Origin of the sequence: Megasphaera coli (genome assembly GCF_900095855.1) — a bacterium.
Classification (GTDB): domain Bacteria; phylum Bacillota; class Negativicutes; order Veillonellales; family Megasphaeraceae; genus Megasphaera; species Megasphaera massiliensis_A.
Genome location: NZ_FMIY01000002.1, coordinates 408,640 through 431,066, shown reverse-complemented (window position 1 = coordinate 431,066; position 22,427 = coordinate 408,640). Strand labels below are relative to the sequence as shown.

Sequence of the window (22,427 nt, the reverse complement as noted above, 5' to 3'; positions counted from 1 at the left end):
ATTAATTCCGGTGTTATTGTAAGCAGGGAGGTGAATCAGTTTGCCGCAAATTAAATCCAATATCAAATCTATGGAAAAAGATGCCGCTCGTCACGCAGCCAATTCTCGTGTAAAGTCTTCTGTACACACAGCTATTCGCCGTACGACGGAAGCAATCGCTACGGGTGATGCCGACGCGGTCAAAAAAGCATTTGATAAAGCCAGCAGCGTTATTGACAGCGCCGCTCAAAAGGGTGTGCTTCACAAAAACACAGCTGCTCGTAAAAAATCCCGCTTAGCTGCTAAAGTAAACAGTGCAAGCAAATAACTGAGATGCCTGTAAGCCCCGTGTAAACGGGGCTTGTTTTATATTTTCAAATATTATATGAGGTTATGTATGACAGCACCGAAGCTTAGACAATTTACATACTTTTTGGGACTCTTCTTTCCCCTTTTGCTGACGCAGTTCGCCCAGGTGGGAAGCAATCTCTTCAGCAGTATTTTCAGCGGCAATGCAGGCACTATCGATCTGGCAGGTGTCGCCGTCGCCGCAAACATTTGGTTTCCCCTTTTTGCCGGTTCCTGCGGTATCGCTTTCGGCGTTTCGCCCATTATTGCCCAATTGCGCGGTGCCGGGAAAGAAGAAGTAATTCCCGTCTATATCATGCAGGGGATCTATATAGCCGTTGCCTTGACCTTGATTATTCTCCTCCTCGGCAAGGTTTTCCTGAAGCCTTTCTTAGGATTTCTGCATTTGAACCCTGCCGTCCAGTCCATTTCGGAGGAATACCTTTTTGCCCTTGCTTTCGGCGTCTTGCCGCTCTTCGTGCAGGCGACGCTGCGCTACGTCGTCGATGCCCACGGCATGACGAAGCTCTCCATGGCCGTCCTCATGGCAAATATGATTCTCACGGTCGCCCTTTTCGGCCTCTTCGTCTTCGGCGGCTTCGGCATTCCCGCCCTCGGCGGCGCCGGCACGGGTTATGCCATCTCTCTGGCAGCGTGGGTTACGTGTATTGCCTTCATGGTCATCCTACACTTTAAAAAGCCTTTCAGTAATTATCGCTTATGGACGAACATACGCTCTTTCAGCTGGATTTATTGCCGTGAACAGCTGCGCCTGGGCCTGCCCATTTTTGTCGCCATATTTTGTGAGACCAGCCTTTTCAGTATCGTCGGGCTCCTCATGAGTGAGTTCGGCACACTCTACATTGCGGCAAACCAAGCGGCTATCAGCTACTCCACCCTCGTCTATACGCTGCCCTGGAGTATCAGTTTGACCGCGACTATCGTTGTCGGCTATGAAGCAGGTGCAAAAAATCGCAAGGGCGCCCTCCAATACGACATGATTTGCAGCCTCACGTCCCTCACCGCCGTCTGTATCACGGCCTTTTTGACATATACTTTCCTGGGCGATATTGCCGCCATATTTACGCATGATCTGGAAACCTTCCGTGCCATTCGCAACTTTCTCATTTTCGCCCTTATGTTTTCCGTATTTGATGCCCTGGGCACGCCCGTACAGGGCATGCTGCGCGGCTATAAGGACGTCAAGGTCATTACGTACGTCGCCTTTGTCACGTATTGGCTCATCGCCATCCCCCTGGGATACGTATTGGCACACTATACTCCGTACGGCCCGTACGGTTACTGGCTGAGCCTTGTCATCAGCCTGGCCATCAATGCCTTCGCCTTAAACGGCAGGCTCTGGTTCTTTACGAGCCGGCGCCCCTTATAAAGGAGAAAAATCATGACTGAAAACGAAAAGAAAGCTTACGCCCAAGTGCTCTTAAAGAAGGGCATCAACCTGCAAAAAGACCAAATCCTCGTCATCAATGCGCCTGTCGAGGCGGCCGAATTTACGACCGCTCTGGCCGAAGCGGCCTACAACGACGGCGCGTCGCAGGTCGTCGTCAGCTGGCGCTGTGACAATTTAACGAAGCTGCGTTACAATCGGGAGGCTTTGGCAAATTTTGAAAGCTTCCCCGATTGGCGCCGCGACTTCAGTCTCTCCTACTATCGCAAGGGAGCCGCTTTCCTGAGCCTTATTTCGGCAAATCCGAATCTGCTCGCCGGCGTGGACACAAAAAAAATCACGGCCTTTCAGCACGCATCACACAAGGCCTTAAAAGAGTATTCCGACGGCATTATGGCTTCAAAAGTCACGTGGCTCGTCGCAGCCGTCCCGTCCTGCACGTGGGCCAAGCTCCTCTACCCGGAGGACGATACCGACACGGCCTATGCCAAACTGGAGCAGGCTATCCTCAAGGCATCCCGCGCCGACGGCCCGGACCCGTTGTCCGCTTGGGACGGGCACCTGGAAAATCTGAGAAAACGCCGTACCTGGTTGACGGAGAAGGCCTTTACTGCTCTCCGCTGCACGAACGAGCTCGGCACGGATCTCACCATCGGCCTGCCGAAAGGTCATATTTGGCAGGGCGGCACGGAAGCCACGACAACGGGCATCCTCTTTAACGCCAACGTGCCGACGGAAGAAGTCTATTCAGCACCGCAGCCCGACCAGGTGAACGGGGTCGTTTACAGCACGAAACCGCTTGTCTACCGGGGCAACATTATTGACCGCTTTTGCCTTGTTTTTAAAGACGGTGCCGTCATCGATTCAATTGCCGAAAAAGGCAATGATATTCTCACAACCCTCTTGGATACCGACGAAGGGTCTCGCCGTTTGGGCGAAGTTGCCCTTATCCCGTACAATTCTCCCATTTCTCTGACAAATACGCTCTTTTATGAAACTCTCTTCGACGAAAATGCTTCTTGCCACGTCGCCCTCGGCAGGGCCTACCCTACGTGCCTGCGCGGCGGTGCGAACATGAACGACGACGAGCTGAGGACGGCGGGACTGAACGACTCGGTCGTACACGTGGATTTTATGATCGGCTCCGCGGATTTACAAATTACGGGCATAAAAAAAGACGGCACTGAGGTACCGGTCTTCAAAGACGGCAATTGGGCCGAATAAATAGCCTGCATCTATACAAAAGACGTCTGCAACATGTTCTGAATATCGTTGCAGGCGCCTTTTTTCATACCACTTGGAAAAGATAGAATTTTAAATAACCCGTTTCGCCGGCATTCCACAGGATGGGATGATCCGGCGACTGCTGCCGTCCTTCGATTTGCCTGAGCGAGACACCCGAGTCGGCCGCCGCCTCGGCCAGCATCCTGCGAAAGAGCTCATCCGTCATAAAATGAGAGCACGAGCACGTCGCCAAATAGCCGCCCCGCGGCAGAATGCGCATGGCCTTGAGATTTATTTCCTTATAGCCGCGCCGTGCATTGTGCAGCGCCTTGGCCGACTTGGCAAAGGCAGGCGGATCGAGGATGATAAAGTCATAGTCTTTCTTCTTTTTCTCCGTCAACTCCGTAAGGACGTCGAAGACATTCGCCTCTTCAACAGTCACAACCTCGGACAAGCCGTTTTTATAAATATTCGCTTCCGTCTGCCGCACGGCTTCGGCCGATATGTCGACGGCCCGGACGGAAAGGGCACCGCCCGCGGCGGCATTTAAGGCGAAGCCCCCCGTATGCGTAAAGCAGTCAAGGACCCGTTTGCCTGCGGCAAGGCGCGCCGCAGCAGCACGGTTATACTTCTGATCGAGGAAAAAGCCTGTCTTTTGACCGTTTTCCACATCCACGTCGTAGAGGACACCGTTTTCATTGATAGTCGTCACAACCGTTGCCGGCGGCTCGGGCAGAAAATCCGCCTCATACCAGCCCTTGTGCTGCGCCAATCCGTCGAGATCGCGAACTTTCACGTCATTTCGCTCGTATATACCGCTTATAGCCACACCGTATTCGTTAAGAACGCCGACAAGGGCTTTAAAAATACGCTTTTTAACGGCATCCGTACCGTAGCACAGCGTCCGGGCGACCAAGATGTCGTTGTATCTGTCCACGGTGAGGCCCGGCATACCGTCGGCATCACCGTGGATGAGACGACAGCATTCAAAGTCCCTGCCCTTCATGACGGTTCGGCGATAGGCCGCGGCATAGGAGACGCGGCGCTGCCAAAAGGCTTCATCAAAACAATCGTTTGCATTGCGTGAGACGAGGCGGACGCGAATCTTGGAGATGTCGTTGGCAAAGCCCGTGCCTATATAGCGTCCTTTCTCCGTATACACGTCGACGAGATCGCCTGTCTCATACTCGCCTTCCGTACGGACAACCTCTTCGCCGTATACCCAGGGATGACCTGTGAGAGCCAATCTCTCCGCTTTTTTATTGATAATAAGCTTTGTAAATGTTCGCATATATCTCCTATAAGATGTAGCGGCTCAAGTCGACATTCTGCACGACTTCGCTCAGTTTGTCCGTTACAAATGCCTGGTTGACGACAATGTGTTTTTCGTCCGCGTCAGGTGCGTTGAAGGCAATGTCTTCCAAGATTTTTTCCAAAATTGTATGAAGCCGGCGGGCACCGATGTTTTCCGTTTCCGAATTGACGCGGTGGGCATATTCGGCAATCGTGCCGATGCCGTCGGCCGTAAATTCCAATTCCATGCCGTCAGCGCTGAGAAGAGCCGTGTACTGCTTGATAAGCGATTGGCTCGGCTCCGTTAGAATCCGTTTGAAGTCGTCGACCGTAAGCGACTGTAATTCCACGCGAATGGGAAAGCGCCCCTGCAGCTCGGGAATAAGATCGGACGGCTTGGAAACGTGAAAGGCGCCGGCTGCAATAAAGAGGATATGATCCGTCTTCACGGGCCCGTACTTCGTATTTACCGTCGCCCCTTCGACAATAGGCAGTATATCGCGCTGTACGCCTTCACGCGAAACATCGGGGCCGCTCGTTCTGCCTTTTTCGGCAATCTTATCAAACTCGTCAATAAAAACGATGCCCGATTCTTCCGCAGCCTGAACGGCCTTTTCAACGATGATATCCATGTCGAGAAACTTGCCCAGTTCTTCTTCTTTAAAAATTTCCCGTGCCTTCGCAACGGTCATCTTCTTTTTCCGCTTTTTCTTGGGTACGAGGTTGCCGAGCATTTCCTGAAAATTATTGGTCAGTTCTTCCGTTGAACTGCCTGTCAATATGCCCTGGACGGCCCGATCCGCTTCAGTCACTTCCACTTCAATTTCCCGCTCATCCCAAGCATGAGAGACAATTTGCTCCAACACCTTCTTCCGTTTTTCCGAACCCGGTTCCGGCGCTTCCTCACGATCTTCTTTCTTTGCCGTTTCTTCACCGCTGCCGAAGAGAAAACCCATCGGATCCGTAACGGCTTCTTTTACGGCTTCCTTCTTCGGCCAGAAAACCTGAAGGATGCGTTTGTTCGCTTCTTCTTCCGCCCGTGCTTCAAAGCGGCGGCTTTCCCGCTCCTGCACCATGCGAATAGCGTTGGTCACGAGATCGCGAATCATCTGTTCCACATCGCGGCCCACATAGCCCACTTCCGTATACTTCGTCGCTTCCACCTTGATAAACGGTGCGCCGGCAAGGCCGGCCAAGCGTCTGGCAATTTCCGTCTTGCCGACACCCGTCGGCCCGATGAGAAGGATGTTCTTGGGAATGATTTCCTTCTGCATGTCGGTGCCCAGCTTTTTGCGGCGCCACCGATTTCGCAGGGCAATGGCAACGGAACGCTTCGCGTCGTCCTGGCCGACAATGTATCTATCCAGTTCCGCCACAATTTGTTTAGGTGTTAAATCTTGTTCCTGTGTCATTATATCTGAATTCCCCGTTTCTAAATTTCTTCCACAATTACGTTGTGATTCGTATATACGCAAATATCCGCAGCAATGTGCAAAGCCCTTTCCGCAATTTCCCGAGCGGACAATTCCGTATTTTGCTGCAGGGCCCGCGCCGCCGCCAAGGCGTACATGCCGCCCGAGCCGATAGCTGAAATGCCGTCGTCCGGCTCAATGACCTCACCTGTACCGGAAACGAGAAGAATCCGTTCACCGTCGGCCACGAGAAGCAGGGCTTCCAACTTGTGCAGCACCTTATCGCTCCGCCAGTCCTTGGCAAGTTCGACGGCACTGCGCACGAGATTGCCGTTGTGCTCGTTCAGCTTTGCCTCAAAACGGTCAAAAAGGGAAAAAGCGTCGGCAACGGAGCCGGCAAAACCGCTGATAATCTTTCCCTGATAGAGACGCCGCACCTTTTGTGCCGTCGCCTTCATAATAACGGAATTACCGAGCGTAACCTGCCCGTCACCGGCAATGGCGGTCTTGCCGTCTTTTTGCACGGCAACGATCGTCGTCGCGTGAAAACCTGTATCCATCATAACAGCTCCTTCATTTCTTCAATCTCTGCCAGGGCCCTTTGTGCGAGGGCCGCATTTTTTTCTTTCTTCTTCATGCGCTTTGTATTCCCCCAAGGCTCCATAATACCGAAATTGACATTCATAGGCTGGAAATTATCGTTGGGCCCCGTCGAAATATAGCGACTTAAGGCACCTATAGCCGTACGTCCCGAAAAGGTCAGGCAATCGTTATCGTTCCAAAGACGAGCCGCATTTATGCCCGCCAGAAGGCCCATAGACGCCGATTCCAAGTACCCCTCCACACCGGTCAGCTGACCGGCAAAAAAGAGGGAGCCTCTTCGCCTGTATTGAAGCGTCGGCAAGAGAAGTTCCGGCGAATTGATATATGAATTACGGTGCATTACGCCGTAACGCACAAATTCGGCCTGCTCCAAGCCGGGAATCATGGAGAACACCCGTTTTTGTTCGGGGAACTTCAAATGCGTCTGAAAACCGACCATATTGTAGAGGGTAGCGCTGCCGTTGTCCTGACGGAGCTGGACGACCGCATAAGGGACAGTGTCCGTACCGGGAAGTTCCAATCCGACCGGCTTCATCGGACCGTAACGAAGCGTGTCGATGCCGCGGCCGCCCATGACTTCCACGGGCATACAGCCTTCAAATACGGTGTCGTCTTTTTCGAACTCATGGAGCTCCGCGCATTCGGCCGTCGTCAGGGCCTGCCAAAATGTTGCGTATTCTTCTTTCGTCAAGGGGCAATTTAAATAATCGGCGCCGCCCTTGCCGTAACGTGCCGCCCGATAGACCTTGGTCATGTCGAGGGAATCGACGGTGACGATAGGTGCCGCCGCATCGTGGAAGTGGAAGTATTTCTTCCCCGTCAGCATGCCGATATATGCGGACAGCGCATCACTTGTAAGCGGCCCCGTCGCGACGATACAGATGCGGTCTTCAGGCAGTGTGGTCACTTCTTCTTCCCGCACCGTAACGAGAGGATGATTTTTTAATTTTTCCGTTACATATTCACTGAAGGGAATGCGGTCGACGGCCAGCGCTCCGCCTGCCGGTACACGATGCGCATCGGCGGCCTCCATAATGAGCGAACCGAGGCGGCGCATTTCTTCCTTCAGTAAGCCCACGGCATTTTCAATATTGGCGGCACGCAGAGAGTTGCTGCACACGAGCTCGGCAAACAAATCCGTATGATGAGCCGGCGAACGCTTGGCCGGGCGCATTTCGACGAGTTCCACGGGAACACTGCGGCAAGCAAGCTGCCATGCCGCTTCGGCACCGGACAATCCTGCACCGATGACGAGTACGCTAGTCTTCATTTACTGTTTCACCTTTTTTATGGTTTTCACATTCCGCGTTGCTGCAAAAGAGCTTGTCTTGTCCGTTCTTATAATGTTTCACCGTCATGATACTGCCGCAGAGGCCGCATTTTTTATCGACAGGCTCGTTCCAAAGCACGAAATCGCATTCCGGATACCGGTCGCAGCCGTAAAACTGGCGGCCACGCTTCGATTTCCGCTTGATCAGGTGCCCTTCACCGCACCGGGGACACGTAATGCCCGTATCTTCGACGATAGCCTTCGTATTGCGGCATTCGGGGAAGTTGGAACAGGCCAAAAACTTGCCGAAGCGCCCGAATTTATAGACCATAGGCGCGCCGCACCGTTCGCAGACCTGTCCCGAATCCTGGCCGGCAACGGTCACCTTTTCCATACTGCTTTCGGCATGCTCCAGTTCGGGCCGAAATACATCGTAAAACTCATGCAGTACGTGCGTATACGTGTCGCTGCCCTGTTCAATACCGTCGAGGGCTTCTTCCATATGCGCCGTAAAGTCGACGTTAATAATGCCTTCAAAGTAATCCTTCAACAGTTTGACCGTAATGACACCGAGCTCGGTGGGAATAAACTGCTTGTCTTTCTTTTCCACGTAGTTGCGGTTCTTAATCGTATCCATAATGGGTGCATATGTGCTGGGACGGCCGATACCTTTTTCTTCAAGCGTCCTGATCAGGCTCGCTTCCGTATACCGCGGCGGCGGCTGCGTAAAGTGCTGCGTCTTTTCAATTCCCCTATTATGGACAACCGTACCTTCGGCAATAGCCGGCAGGACTTGGGCGTCATTTTCTTTTTTCGCTTCTTCGTAAAGCTCCGTAAATCCCTTGAAGAGAACCGTATAGCCTGCGGCCTTGAGTTCATAGGTACCGCTTTCTACGGTAACGGACACGTGCTCCGTTTCTACAGGCGTCATCTGGCTGGCAAGAAAACGATTCCAAATAAGCGTATACAGACGCAGCTGATCACGCGTCAAGAAGGATGCCACCGTTTGGGGCGTCAATTCGAGAGATGTCGGGCGAACGGCTTCGTGCGCGTCCTGGCTGGAAGCTTTTGACTTATACACGTGCGCTTTTGAGGGAATGTATTCCTTGCCGTATGTTCGTCCGATATACTCGCGGGCGCTCTTGATCATATCACCGTTAATGCGCGTCGAGTCCGTACGCATATATGTAATGAGACCTACTTGCCCTCTGTCGCCGATATCGAGGCCTTCATATAACTGCTGGGCCAGCATCATCGTCTTCTTGGCGCCGAAGTTAAGCTTGCCCACGCTTTCCTGCTGCATGGTCGACGTCGTAAAAGGCGGCTGGGGCATGCGCTTGCGCTTCCGCTTTTCCACCTTGGTCACGCGATCCGCATCCTGCGTAAGGCCGTTTTTTTCCCATTCGAGAGCCTTCTGAACGACTTCGGCCTCTTCCCGGGTGGCAAGCTTGGCTTTTTTTCCGTTTACCTTCGCCAGCTCCGCTTTCAACGTAGCTCCGTCTTCCGCCTTATATACGGCTGCAAGCGTCCAATATTCTTCCGGCACAAAGGCGGCGATCTCTTCTTCCCGTTCGCAAATGAGCCGCACCGCCACGGACTGGACGCGTCCTGCGCTGAGGCCTTTACAAACCTTCTTCCACAAGAGGGGGCTTAATTGATAGCCCACAATGCGGTCCAAAATACGCCGTGCCTGCTGTGCGTCGACCCGTTTCAGGTCAATGGGCTCGGGCTTTTTAAGGCCCTCATTGACGGCATTTTTCGTGATCTCGTGAAACATGACGCGGCACGGCTCTTCCGGATTCATTTCCAAAATGTGAGCCAAATGCCAGGAAATAGCTTCACCCTCACGATCCGGGTCAGTCGCAAGATATATATTTTTGGAGCGGACAAACTCATCGCGCAATTCATCAATAACCTTACGCTTGTCATACATATCGATGTACACGGGCGTAAAATCGTGCTGTAAATCGACGCCGAACTGATTGCGCGGCAAGTCGCGCAGATGACCGCGGCTGGCAAGAACTTTATAGTCCTTGCCGAGGAACTTTTCAATCGTCCGTGCCTTGGCCGGCGATTCGACAATAACGAGATTCTTTGCATTCTTCGGCAAGGGATCCAGTTTCTTCAGCGGTTCCCGCACAGGCAAATTAACACTCCCCGTAATGACGGGCTTCCCGTCACCGCTCTTCTTGCGGCTCTTCTTCTTTGTATCATCAATGGTAATACTTCTTTTAATAGGAAATTCCAACATCTCAACTCATCCTAACTGAAAAACACACTAAAATCGTTTCGTTCTAAATAATACACTATTATATGCACACCAGCAACAATATATATTGACCATTATAATATCCCACAAACACATAACTTGTGTTTATACAATGATAAAATAATATCTTGTTAATAACTTGTAATTTATATATAATATGTTTGTATTTATTATATTATTGTAATATTTCTTTAATTTAAAAAGACCGATATAACTATAAAAGACAGAAGGAGATTAACATTATGAAAAAAAATGATTATCGCATTATTACTACTCATGTCATGCTCTTTTCCTTCATTTGCTGCAAATTGGTATTGGGTAGGGGCGGCTCAGAATGGTTCGCAATATTTTATAGATAATGCTTCTGTCATAAAAAATTCCAAAGCTGCAATAGTTTTGGGGAAAATAGTTCATCCCGATGGAAGCTATTCTCTCCAATACTCCATATACACTCATCTCTATAAAAAATGGGCGCTCTTATCCGCTGCCGAATATGACAAAAATGGCAACTGCACCTACAGTTATTCATACAGTTATCCGGATTGGCAACCAATCATTCCCGACTCTATGGGAGAAGCAGTTTACGAATCTATCTACGGATATTAATAAATTTTGCTTATAGAAATCTAAAAATCTAAATTTAATATAAGTTCTTACTCAACAAAAATCGAGCCGCAGAGTTTTTGCTCTTACAGCTCGATTTTTATGTATCCGCCTCATCGGCGAGTTTTTCTTTTTCTTCCAGGTTCTCGTATATAGCCTTTCCCTTCGGGCTCTTTGTAGGATAACTCAAAAATTCATTCAATGCCTTGCGCAGGGCATCTCCCGTCGCATGTTCCAAAAGATCCGCCTGCTCGTGTATTTCCGCTTTGTCCATACCGAGGATATTGGAAAGGAAGTACTCCCACAGCCGATGGCTGGACAGGAGTTTCTCCGCCTGTTCCCGGCCGGCCGGGGACAGGCGGATTTGCGTGCCCCGTACAACGACCATATCATCGGCAATGAGCTTGTGCATCATTTCGCTGACGGAAGCTTTAGAAATATCCAGGTATGCGGCAATACTCTTATTATTCGTATAACCCTTTTGCTGCGATAATCGGTAGATTGCCTGCAAATAATCTTCTCTGCTCGAGTTCATCCGTATTACATCCCGTAATTTGATTTGATTTCGTGATATTTCTGCAAGCCCTTATCAGTCAGCCTGTAAATCCCTGCAGTATCATCTGTATAGATTATACCACATTGTATCAACTTATCGGCACGTTTACGTATATTTTCTTTTTTCCAGTTCAAATGATTTTGGATAGTTTCAAAGCCCAGCTCCAGTTTCGCATCGTCATCCTCCATGTGGTTGCCGATATGCATGGTCATCAAATCGAGGAAAAATTGATTTTTTCGCCTCCTGCGCAGAATGATTTTCGTAATAAGTCCATCCCGGTTAAGCAGGAACGTGAGTATAAAGGTCACGCCGGCAACCGTTGCCGTCATGCCGGACATGGATACTTGCCAATAAAGAGCGAGTACGTAGCCGACGAGGGAATTTACTGCGGCATAGGCGGCACTGATAAGCAGCATGTTCCGCAAATCTTTTGCCACCAGGTACGCACATGCGCCGGGAGCTATTAAAAAGCTCACGACCAGTATGGCTCCGACGGCGTCAAAGGCCGCTACGGCCGTAAGTGAGGTCAGCGTCATGAGAGCGTAATAGAGAATGGATGAAGAAAAACCGACGGTTACGGCAAAGTTTTTATCAAAGGCCGTTACCTTGAGTTCTTTGAAAAAGGTAACGATGAATGCCGTGTTGACGGCAAAGAGAATACCCATTTGTACCAGTGCCTTCGGTATGGAGATGCCGAAGATATTCATTCGGTATAGGGGTGCCATGATGACTTCTCCCATGAGGACCATATCCGTGTCCAAATGTACATTGCGGGCATATTTTGTGATTAAGATGACGGCTACCGCAAAAAACAGGGGAAACACGATGCCTACGGCGTCGTCATTGCGCACGAGTCCCGTATCGGACAGAAGTTCCACAGCCAATACCGTCAGAACGCCGAATACGGCGGCACCGATGATGAGGAGCGGCGAATTGAGGCTTTTTGCGATAAAGAAGGCCACTACAATGCCGAGCAGAACCGAATGGGAGATGGCGTCGGCAAGCATGGAAAGCTTACGGAGCACTAAAAAAGAGCCGAGTACCCCGCAGGTTACGGACGTGCTCAGCAGAACCCATAAGGCGTCTTTGGACAACAGGATATAACTCCATAATTCTCCGCCCGTCATTGTTTTATCCTCTCTCTAATACGCATATTCGCAATCATACCGTGCGGCCCGATGATGAGCGAAGCGAAGGCGAACAGGCTCATGACCGTGATAATTACGGGACCCGTCGACATACCGTCATAGACGGTGGAAATATAGGTTCCCAAGACTGCCGATACACCGCCTGTGGCGGCGGCAACCAACATAACCCTGCTGAAGTGATTGCTCCACTGCAGCGCCGTAATGGCGGGAATAATCAAAAGAGACGCAATCAGTATGGCGCCGACCAGTTTCAGTCCCGTTGCGATAAGGCTCATCGTCATAACGACAGTAATAGCGTACATTGCTCCCGTATGAACGCCCATAACCTTTGCATACTCCCGGTCAAAGACGAATATTTTTATTTCCTTATAGAATAACAGCAACAGCGCCAAAGCGCCTGCGGCTACGACCAGTATGATTTGCACGTCTTCCTGCATAATATAAGCGGCCTGGCCGAAAATATACCGCTGTAAACCTGCCTGCGAGGCTCTGCCGTAGTCCGGGTTGCCTTGAATATAGCTTTTCAGAACCATGCCGAGTCCGAAAAAGGTCGATAAGACGACGGCTAAAATCGCATCGAGTTCCACCTTGGAATTGGCTTTTACGGACTGAATGAGCATAAAGGCGACACTGCCGGAGCAAATGGCGCCGATCATCAATAAGAGAGGGCTGCGCTGCATAAAACACATAAAGGCGAGGACGACACCGGGAAAGGACGAGTGCCCGATGGCGTCACCGATAAGCGATTCACCCTTAAGTACACTGATGCAGCCGACTGCGCCCGCAGCCATGGCCAAGAGCAGCGTACCTGCCGATACGATGACAAACGAATAGGATGTGACGATTCCCAAATCAGGCATGGCTGCCTCCGATCATCATGGCCGCTTCCAAATTGGCCGCCGTAAATACTTCATTAACCGGACCCTGTACGATGACGCGCTTATTCAGAATGACAACATAGTCAAAATAGTCGGTCAACGTATTGAGATCATGATGGACGACGACGGATGTCTTCCCTTTTTCCTGCATGTCCTTGATAAAGCCGATAATAATCCCTTCAGTCCGCTTATCCACACCTGCCAGCGGTTCATCCATAATATAAATATCCGCAGCCTGCGCTATGGCGCGGGCAATGAAGACGCGCTGCTTCTGACCGCCGCTGAGCTGTGATATTTGCCTCTCTTTAACGGCCGTAAGCCCCATCATATCGATGGCGCGGGCTGCATACTCCTTATCTTTCCTCCCCGGTCTGCGGATCCAGCCCAAATGACCGTACCGCCCCATGAGAACGACATCCGTAACGGTCGTCGGGAAATCCCAGTTTACCGATCCTTTTTGCGGAATATAGGCAATCTTTTTGATTACCCGTTTTACGGGCTCGCCGAATACGGTAATTTCCCCGGACAATGTTTTTTGCAGGCCCAATATACCTTTCAGCAAAGTGGACTTCCCGGCTCCGTTCGGGCCTATTATCGCCGTGCGGGAGCCCTCCGGGATGCTTATATCGACATCCCAGAGGACGGGCTTGTCATGATATGCCATTGTCAGATCTTCGACTTTTATGATCTCTTTATTCATTCTTTCGCCCTGTTCTCTCCTTTATGCACGGCACACGGCTACTTCAAATTCTCCGTTATCAGTCTCACATTATGCTTATACATGCTTATATACGTATCTCCGTCCTCACCTTTCGGCGCCAGAGAATCGGAAAAGAGCTGTTCATTTTCTCCCTTTACAACCTTCACGTCAAAGCCTTTTGCCGCGCATGCTTCGCGGAGCTTTTCCATACGTGCCGGATCGGTCGTGGATTCCGCAAAGATCGCTTTTACCCGATGTTCGACTATGAAATCGGCCGTATCCTGCACATCCTTGTTGGCAACTTCACTGTCGGTGCTGACACCTTGAGGCGCTTTTACGGGGATGTTGTAGCGTCTCGAGAAATAGTTGAATGCATCGTGCGGTGTAATAAGATACCTGTGATCTTCAGGGATCTGTTCCAGCATCTTTCTGTTTTCCTCATCCAGTTTTGTAAGTTCCTGCAAATAAGCTTCGAGATTCTTTTCAATTTTTTCCTTCTTTTCCGGCAGCAGTGCTTCTAGCTGCTTGGCCGCATTTGCAGTCGCTTCCTTATAGAGCTCCACGTCGAACCAGAAATGCGGATCCTGAATGACATTTCCGTCCTCTTCCATAGTGCCTATTTTTCCCCGGTCAAAGGTCTCCGTAACCGCATATCCCTTACTTTTAAGGGCATCCTGCATTTTTCCTTCAAAATGCAGACCGTGGTACAGTACCAGATCCGCATCCTGTATCTTCCTCAAATCCTCCGCCTTGGCCACATAGAGGTGCGGATCCTCTCCTGCAGGTATGATAAGATTGAGATCGACGTCGTCTCCTGCCAACGTCTCGACCATATCGTAAAGGAAAGAAGTCGTAACCGTGACCTTTTTCTTTTCGCCGGATGACTCCTTATCGCCCGTATTTCCGCATGCGGCTACAAGAAGCATGGCTAATGCCAAACATATAACCAGAAATTTTTTCATATATATCCTCCGTTTTTTATTTTTGTTAGGCTCGCCTTACTTTTATTTTATTATCTGCTCTGGCGCTTGTCAACACCTAATTTTTCAATCTGTCGGCAGGGTGATAATACTGCGTCCGGGAAAAAGCCGAAGTAGCATACTTCCCGATTTCATGATACTATTGAAAGAAAAAAACGGAGGTATCAATTATGAAAAGATTGCTCATTACCCTGTCAATGGCTGCCGCTCTGCTTTTTCCCGCAGCGGCCGGCGCTATGGACGCCAAGACACTGCTTGAAAATCCGGAACGCTACCGGGTCGTAGAAACTGCGGCAAACAGTGTGATTTACGTGGACACGGAAAGCTTGATGGGGATAGAAACTGCGGATCTCCCCAGCAGCCTGCAAAACATCTATTGCACTCTGTACGTTATGGATATTGCCGTCAGACCGACCGCTGCGGATTATCAGGAAAATAAGTTGACGACGGGAATCCTCGAATACGATGCTCATATTTGGAGTGACAAAACTCGCGGAAAATATAAAATCCTGTCATCTACACTCAAAGGGGCTTTTGACGCGGACGGAAAAGCCTCGGAAAATAACAGGCCTCTGAAAATCAAATCGGCAAAAGGATTGTTCATTCGTCTGTTTATGGTTGACGCCTCAAAGCGTTATACTCTTTCAGAGAAATAACAGGTCGCCGAATAAACAAAGAAGGTCCGGCAAAAGGGTACAGATTTTATCTGTTCCTTTTGCCGGACCTTTTGTTTACTTGAAGAAGAAAGGTTACTCAGCGTTTTCCATCAAATTAATGAGTATCGTTCTCCATTTGTATGTGGGAGCCGTATATATCACGGTAATCGCCTTTTTCTTCATTGTTCTTATTGTTGACGCGAATGCGTTCTATCTTGTTCCTGTCATTGTCCGTTCCGGAAATACGATCTACACGGAAACGGTATGCTTCCCGTACCTTTTCGATTTCAGGACCGAATTCGTCCATGGCCTTGCCCATATTGCCGTCGACAGGCGCACCATTTTGCAGTGCACGGTATATGATTGCTGCAAATTCATACCGTGTCATCGAACGGTCTCCTTTAAACTCACCATCGGGATATCCTTCAAGAAGGCCTCTGTCGGCTAAGGATTTCACATATTCATAAGCCCAATGATCTTTCGGTACATCCGGGAAAGTTACGTCTTTCATCGCCTGTCCCGACATTTGACCGATAATGGTACGGAACTGTTCGTTTTGTGCTTCCAATCGGGCAACAGAATCTTTTAATTCAATAATTTCCTTCGCCATGGCTACTTTGGAAGTGGAAACATGGTTCCCTTGCCCCAGCTTCAAGCTGACACCGGCATTTACCATATTCTCTCCGCCGCCGAATGAACCGCCGACGCTGAACATGGTATCCTCATTCGGACGGTAAAACGCCCCGATCGCCACGGCATGTGCCCCTTTATAATTACCGTAGCCGGCTGCCACATCCCATTTGTCATCCGGATCGAAGTCCAGCGGATGGAGTGCCGCCAAAGCGGCTGCCCCCGCACCTACGCGATCCACACGGTCGCCCAGCTTCGTTATCTTATTTTCAGTCTGATACAACTGGGAACCGTTGACCGCATCCGTGCTTGTCGGATTGATTGCGCCGGGAGCCACATTGGTAATGGTCTTGTTGCCCGCATCAACTCCCGCTTTGGTAATGGAAGGACCGTTACTGATCGTCAGTCCGTTGTCGTTGACGGTAGTGTCCCCGGTCTTAACCGTGGTGGCATTCACGATTGTTGCATTTACAGTCGTCGCATTAAGCGTATTGGTCGTGACTGTATTCAGTCCTTTCACATCCTTGGCCATCCGGACTTTCAGGTTGCTGCCGCCGTCGGATACTACACCGAGATTGTCTTCAGTCGTCAGCTTGCTTTCATCAGTAATACCGCCGACTACGTTGACCTGTTCATTCAGTTTCTTCTTAATAACGGCACCTGTATCGCCGCCGTATTTCATGCCGTCATCCAAGGTGGCGATATCATGCTGCTTGCCATCTTTCTCTTCAATAACCAGACGGGTAATATTCGTTCCGTCCACACCGGGCTTTCCGTCTCCGCCTTTAATGGTGGCTCCGTCTCTGCCGTCCTTGCCGTTTATGGCGATACTGTCGGCTTTCAGGTTCTTATCCATGCCGATAACAAGCTTGCCGTCTTTTGTATAGGTTTTGATGTTTTCGCCGCTGTACTGATCATCCGCCTTCGCCCCTTCGCCGACGATTTCCATCGTTTCTCCCAAGTTTTTATGAACGGAAGCACCGGAATTTCCGCCGAAATTCATACCCTTATTCGTCAGCTCGGTCGTCGTATTGGTGATCTTGTTGTCAACAGCTTTCAATTGGTCTTCCGTAGCTGCCTGACCGCTCGTAAAGTTATTCGGATCCCACGTCTTGTTGGTCAGCCCGTTGACCGTTCCGTTTTCTCCGTTGACGGTCACCTTGCCGGAAGTAATGTTCCCTTTCGTACCGTCAATAGTTACCTTGTCTCCGGCTTTGATAACTCCCGTTTCTCCGTTGATATCGATCTGCTTGGCCGGATCCGTTCCCAGCGTCACATGGTCGTTCAGATTCACCTTATACGGATCGGCGGAAGTCCCGCTGCCCGTAACGGTCGTATTCTTCCCGTCCTGCAAAACGGTCTTGTTCGCTGTAATTGTATCTTTTAACTGCTTTACGTTAACCGCATCCGTATCATTAACACCGGCAGCCACGTTGGTAATCGTTTTTCCGCCTGCACTAATTCCGGTCTTTGTAATGGAAGGACCGCCGTTAATCACCAGGCCGTTGCCGGTAATTGTGGTGTCACCCGCTTTTATAGTATCTGTATTGACAGTTTTCGCAGTCACGCTGTTTACATTGATATCATCTTTCAATGCTACCTGCAGTTTGCCGCCGACTACTTTTGTTGTCGTATTCTTATTATCTCCGACAACGGCAACCGTTTCTCCCAGATTCTTTTTGACCGTGGCACCGGCTTCATCTGCAAGGCCGAATCCGCCGCCTTTATCCACATCGCTAATCTTTTTCAACTGGCTCACATTGACGGCATCCGTATCGTTGACGCCGGCGGCCACATTGGTAATGGTCTTGTTGCCCGCATTAATACCGTTCTTTGTAATGGAAGGACCGTTGTTGATTGTCACTCCGTTCGTATTCATGACCGTATCGCCCGTAGTCACGCTGTTTAAATCCTTCAGGTCTTTGGCAAGCTTCACGTTGATCTTATTGGCTGCCGCATCAGCCGTTACGCCGATATTGCCGTCGCTTAATGCACCTGTCGCACCGCCCAGGATGGACATGGCCTGATCGGATCCCCGATGGAGAACATTTACATCGGCTGCCGCCGTGGCTCCGATCGTAGAATTGTCTCCGGCAAAACGCAGCGGCCGTGTCATCGTATACAGCTGACTGCCGTTCACGGCATCGGTGCTTGCCGCACTGACAAGGCCGGCTGCCACATTCTGGATACGGCGTTCCTTGCCTTTCGAACCGACCGTAACCACGCCTGCCGGCGTACCGCCTGCATACGCATAGGTACCGTCCGTATTGTAAACGGACATGCCTTTCGTGGAAGCACTGTCAGCCACATAAGCGGAGCCGCTGCCCAAATATACGGAATTTCCCATAGTCGCCGTCACATTACTGCCCAGTATCTGCGTATTGGATAAATCAAGTGTTTTATTTGATGTGTCGACTTTATTGTTATTTCCGACAATCTGGATATCTGCAAGCTTCTTTTGGTTATTGACCGCTTTCACCGTATTTTTGGAACCGGTGATCGTAATGCCCGACATGTCTCCGGAATCATCCTGTGTCGTCGTATCCGCATCCCCGCTGACCGTATTGCTGTTGCCGGTCACCATAACATCGGACAGTCCTTTTGCAGTTTCCTGTTTTACTATATTGCTGTTGCCGACAACTCTGTTTCCGTTTCCGTTCAATGTATTTTCATTCCCGAAAACGCCGGAATTGTTTGCCGTGACATCGGCACCGTTACTGGTTACGCCGGCTGCGGGAGCACTGTTCTTGGCACCGATAACATACGTATTGGCACCGCTGACAACATTACTTGTACCGATAGCGCCGGAGGATTCTCCCGTAGCCGTCGCCGCCGTGCCGATGGCGAGTGCATTGCCCGCCAGAGACTGTGCCCGATCGCCCAAGGCGGTGGCACTCTTGCTGTTGCTCTTTGCATCACTGCCGATGGCGATCGCCTTGTCATCGGAAACTCCGGCAGAGTAACCGATAGCAATAGCTTTGTCCACACTGGTGCCGCCACTTTTAAGAGATGACGTGGCACGCGTTCCCATGGCGATAGAGTGATTGCCCGCCGCCTGGGCACCCGCACCGATTGCCGTATTGTATTCATAACCCGTTACTGCCAGCGTCTGTGTCAATGACCCCGGATTATTCGGATCATCATACCCGGAGCCTAATGCAATACTGCCGGTTCCCTGAGATTCCACATTATTACCGATAGATACGCTGCGTGTTCCCAACGCCTTGGCACTGACCCCCGCCGCCATGGAATCATCACCGGAAGCCAGGTCATTATTGTAGTTGTTGGCATTAGTGGATTTTACGGAATAATAGTGCGTCTTTGCACTGTCAACCGTATCATTCAACTGATTGACATTGACCGCGTCCGTCCCCAATATCCCATTGGCCACATTATGAATGACCGTACCTTTATTGCCCGTATTTCTTAAAGTAATGCTTTCCTGTCCGGTAGTTGCCGTATCGTAAAAAACCCCCGTCGCCGTTGTGCTGGTGATATTCGCATTTACTTGCGCCACTGTGGCGTCAATGGATTTTTTCAGCTGTGCCACCGTAACGGCATCCTGATCCTGCGCGCCGTCCGCCACATTGGTAATGCGGCGCAGAGCCGACGAAGTACCTACGGAAACGCCTGTTGCGGGAGCGGCCGTGTTCGTCAGATATCCCGTACCGCTGATCATGGACGGATCGGCCACGGAACCGTTGCCGATGGCGATGTTTCCGCCTTTGGCCGAAGCCCCCTGCCCCAAAGCCATGCTGCCCGCGTCCATTGCCTGTGCATTAAAGCCGGCAGCTATGGAGCCGTTGCCCGTGGCCTGCGCCTGGTATCCCAATGCGACCGCGTCATCGGCGGTCTTGGTTTCACTGCCGACTGCCGTAGATTGGATAATAGACTTGAGCGTGTCATTTTTATTGGCGTGATAGCCGATGGACACATTTTTCCCGACGGCGGCATTGCCCGGTGAGCCTATATTGGTACCCGCTTCGGAACCGATGGCAATGTTATAGTCACTGGATCCGTTAGCACCGGATTTAAAACCGATGGCAATATTTTGGAGTGCATTGATATTCTGGCCCGCCTGATCGCCGATCGCAACATGAGAGCCTTTGGTCCCCAGCAGATCCCCTACCATACCTTTACCGGCTTCGGAACCGACCGCGATGGATTTACCCGCCGCTGCACTGGCCTGATTGCCGACGGCAACGGAATCGGAGCCGCCCGTCGTGCTGGTATTGCCGATAGCCACGGCATTCCCGCCGCCGGCCTGAGCACCCTTGCCGATAGCCACGGCATTTCCTCCTGTAGACAATGCGGAAGTTCCCGCCGCAAAGCTGTCCGCACCTTTAGCTGCGGCCCCTTTACCGACCGCCGTTGCCGCTTCCGCAGTAGCCGCGGCACCGTCACCGAATGCAATTGCGCTGTTGCTGTTCTTAGTAACGGACGCACCGCGCCCGATGGCCACGGCATTATTGGATGCCACTGTTCCCGCGTTTGTGCCGATGGCCATACTGTTGCTGTTGATCAGCTCATTAGCACCGTCATTCTTTACAACTGCACCGTCGCCAAGTGCCAAGGCCGAATTGCCGCGGGCATTGGCGTTATTCCCGACGGAAATACTGTTTTTCCCGCCGCCGACCATAACGGTGATCCCGTCTCCGTCCGGAGTCATGCCGCTGAAAGCGCCGTTAACCGCTTTTCGGCCGATAGCGATACCGTTGGTCGCCGAAGAAGAATTCCTCGCATCGTCCCCTACGGCCACCGAACTGCCGGCCGCCGCCTTGGAATTCACTCCGACGGCTACCGCATTATCACCGGTAGCGTTTGCATCATTGCCGACGGCAACGGCATTGGTCTGAGTGGCCTTGGCTTTGGGACCGACGGCAACGGAGTCGGTCCCGGTCGCTGCGGCATCCGCACCGGTGGAATTGGCACGGAAATACTTTACTCCGGCTTTAGTGGAATCAAGTCCCAGACTGTTGGTCAAAGCCGTCAATGTATTTATTTTGTTCGTATTGGCATTAATATTACTGGAATTCGTACTGATATTATTGGAATTGGTATTAATATTATTGGTATTCGTATTTATCTTGGATGTATTGGTATTTACGGTATTGCTCACTGCGGTCAGATCGGTGGTTGTAGCCAAACCGTTGGTCTCTACCGTGATGGTGTTGGTGGCGGTATCTTTCGTTACCGTAATATTTGCGCCTCCGCTCAGCGTATCCCCGTCATTGACGGTGGCTCCATGAACCCCTATACTTCCGCCGAAAAACAATAACGATGCGAGAACGGTCCTTGCCAATATAGTTCCCGCTCTGCCGCTAACCGTACCGGTTGAAGGCATCCTCCCGTGACTCTTCGCCAACTCCGAGACGACTTGATACATATGACGAGTACGATTATAAATGACCTTATAAGCTTTGTTCATGCATGTACCTCTCCTTTTCTGTCCATTATATTGAAAGTGCTGCAGAAACCTGCTGTATCCCAATTTATTAACGCCGGTTATTTCCTCGTTAATATTCAGTTAATCTTTACCGGCCCCTCCTCTCAAGTTCATCTTCTGAATAATATCCGCAGCACAGTCATTCAAATACGGTTTGAATCGTTAACAGCCGTTACGTCGATTGTAAATTACATAATTATTAGATTCTAAATATCAAATTTATTCCCATAAAAAAAGTTGCTCTAACGGCATATCTGTTTTTAAAATTGCTTTGATTTTTACCGCCTCTTTAAACTTAAGTTCATTCCGGTTGGCTATTTTTGACGACATTACCTGACAGTCCATCCCCATCTTTTCCGACAGTTCATCAAGGCTTACGGCCCGCTTTGATAATTCAGCCATTAAATTTCTGTACAATTCGCATCCTCTCTTTTCAATTCTAAATTTCAAATTTTTCTATACATTATATCTTCTTATTTTCAAAAAGTCCACCTCATTACAATCCTATTACAACATTTTTTTATTGAAAACCCTTCATCCTTTATGTAAAATTAAGTAAAAGGAGGTCGTGATGACAACAAAAGAGGATTATTTGAAAAATTTAATTTTAAAACGCTGGACATTAAAGGATTTTGCCGCAACTATTGATATGCCTTACGGAACACTATATTCTATTTTAAGAAATGTAGATGGCGGTTCTTTACATAATATACTAAAAATATGCAGCGGATTACATATTTCCGCCGATACGTTGGCACAAATAGGGAAAAATCAGTCCGCCTGCCTTCTGAATGATGATATGAGCACGTACGGTACCGGAGATCTGCCGGATCTGAGATATATGCTGAATACTTCCCGTATCAGGTTCGACGGTGTCGATTATCGGCTGTCGAGAGAAAACCGGGATATGCTGACACGGATCATCAAGGAACTGCTTAGAGGGAAAGAGTATAAAAAAGACAAAGAATATTGATAAGTATACTGCATCTTTCTTCACGCGGCAGAGAGTGTTATAATAAAACCG

The 22,427-nt window shown here is 50.2% G+C and carries 18 protein-coding genes; 6 read left to right on the top strand and 12 right to left on the bottom strand.

The annotated features are described in order from the left end of the window. Window positions 1–40 precede the first annotated feature (40 nt). The 3 genes from rpsT (at window position 41) to BQ2674_RS02450 (ending at window position 2,959) form a co-directional block, all read left to right on the top strand. Window positions 41–307 carry a 30S ribosomal protein S20 gene (rpsT, locus tag BQ2674_RS02460; protein WP_075572283.1) on the top strand — a complete coding sequence of 89 codons (267 nt, stop codon included), beginning with the start codon at window positions 41–43 and terminating at the stop codon, window positions 305–307. 69 nt (window positions 308–376) lie between these two features. Further along, on the top strand, window positions 377–1,717 hold the full coding sequence (locus BQ2674_RS02455; RefSeq protein ID WP_075572282.1) for an MATE family efflux transporter: 1,341 nt from the start codon (window positions 377–379) through the stop codon (window positions 1,715–1,717). Between the two features lie 12 nt (window positions 1,718–1,729). Next, the gene (locus BQ2674_RS02450; protein ID WP_075572281.1) at window positions 1,730–2,959 is read left to right on the top strand and encodes an aminopeptidase; all 1,230 of its coding nucleotides are present in this window, start codon (window positions 1,730–1,732) and stop codon (window positions 2,957–2,959) included. A 64-nt stretch (window positions 2,960–3,023) separates the two neighbouring features. Here BQ2674_RS02450 and BQ2674_RS02445 read toward each other — a convergent pair whose 3' ends face one another. The 5 genes from BQ2674_RS02445 to topA are packed head-to-tail and all read right to left on the bottom strand — an operon-like array spanning window position 3,024 to window position 9,788. After that, the gene (locus BQ2674_RS02445) at window positions 3,024–4,250 is read right to left on the bottom strand and encodes a class I SAM-dependent rRNA methyltransferase (protein ID WP_075572280.1); all 1,227 of its coding nucleotides are present in this window, start codon (window positions 4,248–4,250) and stop codon (window positions 3,024–3,026) included. 7 nt (window positions 4,251–4,257) lie between these two features. Further along, entirely contained in the window at window positions 4,258–5,664 is a 1,407-nt protein-coding gene (hslU, locus tag BQ2674_RS02440; RefSeq protein ID WP_075572279.1) for an ATP-dependent protease ATPase subunit HslU, read from the bottom strand. Window positions 5,665–5,684: 20 nt separating this feature from the next. Continuing rightward, window positions 5,685–6,224 carry an ATP-dependent protease subunit HslV gene (hslV, locus tag BQ2674_RS02435; protein WP_075572278.1) on the bottom strand — a complete coding sequence of 180 codons (540 nt, stop codon included), beginning with the start codon at window positions 6,222–6,224 and terminating at the stop codon, window positions 5,685–5,687. Then, window positions 6,224–7,537 carry a methylenetetrahydrofolate--tRNA-(uracil(54)-C(5))-methyltransferase (FADH(2)-oxidizing) TrmFO gene (trmFO, locus tag BQ2674_RS02430; RefSeq protein WP_075572277.1) on the bottom strand — a complete coding sequence of 438 codons (1,314 nt, stop codon included), beginning with the start codon at window positions 7,535–7,537 and terminating at the stop codon, window positions 6,224–6,226. Before trmFO ends, hslV begins: the two co-directional genes overlap by 1 nt. After that, window positions 7,527–9,788: a type I DNA topoisomerase gene (topA, locus tag BQ2674_RS02425; protein WP_075572276.1), complete on the bottom strand. Its 2,262-nt coding sequence runs from the start codon at window positions 9,786–9,788 to the stop codon at window positions 7,527–7,529. Before topA ends, trmFO begins: the two co-directional genes overlap by 11 nt. Before the next feature lie 270 nt (window positions 9,789–10,058). Between topA and BQ2674_RS02420 the strand changes: the two genes are divergently transcribed. After that, window positions 10,059–10,412, top strand: coding sequence for a hypothetical protein (locus BQ2674_RS02420; RefSeq protein WP_075572275.1), 354 nt, complete (start codon window positions 10,059–10,061; stop codon window positions 10,410–10,412). Between the two features lie 97 nt (window positions 10,413–10,509). Here BQ2674_RS02420 and BQ2674_RS02415 read toward each other — a convergent pair whose 3' ends face one another. Genes BQ2674_RS02415 through BQ2674_RS02395 form a run of 5 tightly spaced genes read right to left on the bottom strand, consistent with a single transcriptional unit; the run spans window position 10,510 to window position 14,653 of the window. Continuing rightward, window positions 10,510–10,944 (bottom strand): metal-dependent transcriptional regulator, encoded by a 435-nt coding sequence (locus tag BQ2674_RS02415; RefSeq protein ID WP_075572274.1) that lies wholly within the window; start codon window positions 10,942–10,944, stop codon window positions 10,510–10,512. Window positions 10,945–10,949: 5 nt separating this feature from the next. Next, complete coding sequence (locus tag BQ2674_RS02410; protein WP_075572273.1) at window positions 10,950–12,092, bottom strand: metal ABC transporter permease; 1,143 nt, start codon at window positions 12,090–12,092, stop codon at window positions 10,950–10,952. Next, window positions 12,089–12,973, bottom strand: a complete 885-nt coding sequence (locus tag BQ2674_RS02405) for a metal ABC transporter permease (protein WP_075572272.1) — start codon at window positions 12,971–12,973, stop codon at window positions 12,089–12,091. The genes BQ2674_RS02410 and BQ2674_RS02405 overlap by 4 nt, the downstream gene beginning before the upstream one ends. After that, a complete protein-coding gene (locus tag BQ2674_RS02400; protein ID WP_075572271.1) occupies window positions 12,966–13,691 on the bottom strand; it encodes a metal ABC transporter ATP-binding protein in 726 nt (241 codons plus the stop codon). The genes BQ2674_RS02405 and BQ2674_RS02400 overlap by 8 nt, the downstream gene beginning before the upstream one ends. Window positions 13,692–13,729: 38 nt before the next feature. Continuing rightward, entirely contained in the window at window positions 13,730–14,653 is a 924-nt protein-coding gene (locus BQ2674_RS02395; protein WP_075572270.1) for a metal ABC transporter solute-binding protein, Zn/Mn family, read from the bottom strand. Window positions 14,654–14,841: 188 nt separating this feature from the next. On the opposite strand from BQ2674_RS02395, the gene BQ2674_RS02390 reads away from it, so the two are divergent. Continuing rightward, window positions 14,842–15,327, top strand: coding sequence for a hypothetical protein (locus BQ2674_RS02390; protein WP_075572269.1), 486 nt, complete (start codon window positions 14,842–14,844; stop codon window positions 15,325–15,327). Window positions 15,328–15,442: 115 nt separating this feature from the next. Here the strand turns inward: BQ2674_RS02390 and BQ2674_RS02385 are convergent, their stop codons facing one another. Together BQ2674_RS02385 and BQ2674_RS02380 are read right to left on the bottom strand one after the other, a co-directional pair. Then, complete coding sequence (locus BQ2674_RS02385; RefSeq protein ID WP_075572268.1) at window positions 15,443–21,385, bottom strand: ESPR-type extended signal peptide-containing protein; 5,943 nt, start codon at window positions 21,383–21,385, stop codon at window positions 15,443–15,445. Window positions 21,386–21,622: 237 nt separating this feature from the next. Next, window positions 21,623–21,853, bottom strand: coding sequence for a hypothetical protein (locus BQ2674_RS02380; protein ID WP_205407607.1), 231 nt, complete (start codon window positions 21,851–21,853; stop codon window positions 21,623–21,625). 121 nt (window positions 21,854–21,974) lie between these two features. Here BQ2674_RS02380 and BQ2674_RS02375 point away from each other — a divergent pair, with 121 nt between their 5' ends. Then, on the top strand, window positions 21,975–22,376 hold the full coding sequence (locus BQ2674_RS02375) for a helix-turn-helix domain-containing protein (RefSeq protein ID WP_075572266.1): 402 nt from the start codon (window positions 21,975–21,977) through the stop codon (window positions 22,374–22,376). Window positions 22,377–22,427 lie beyond the last annotated feature (51 nt).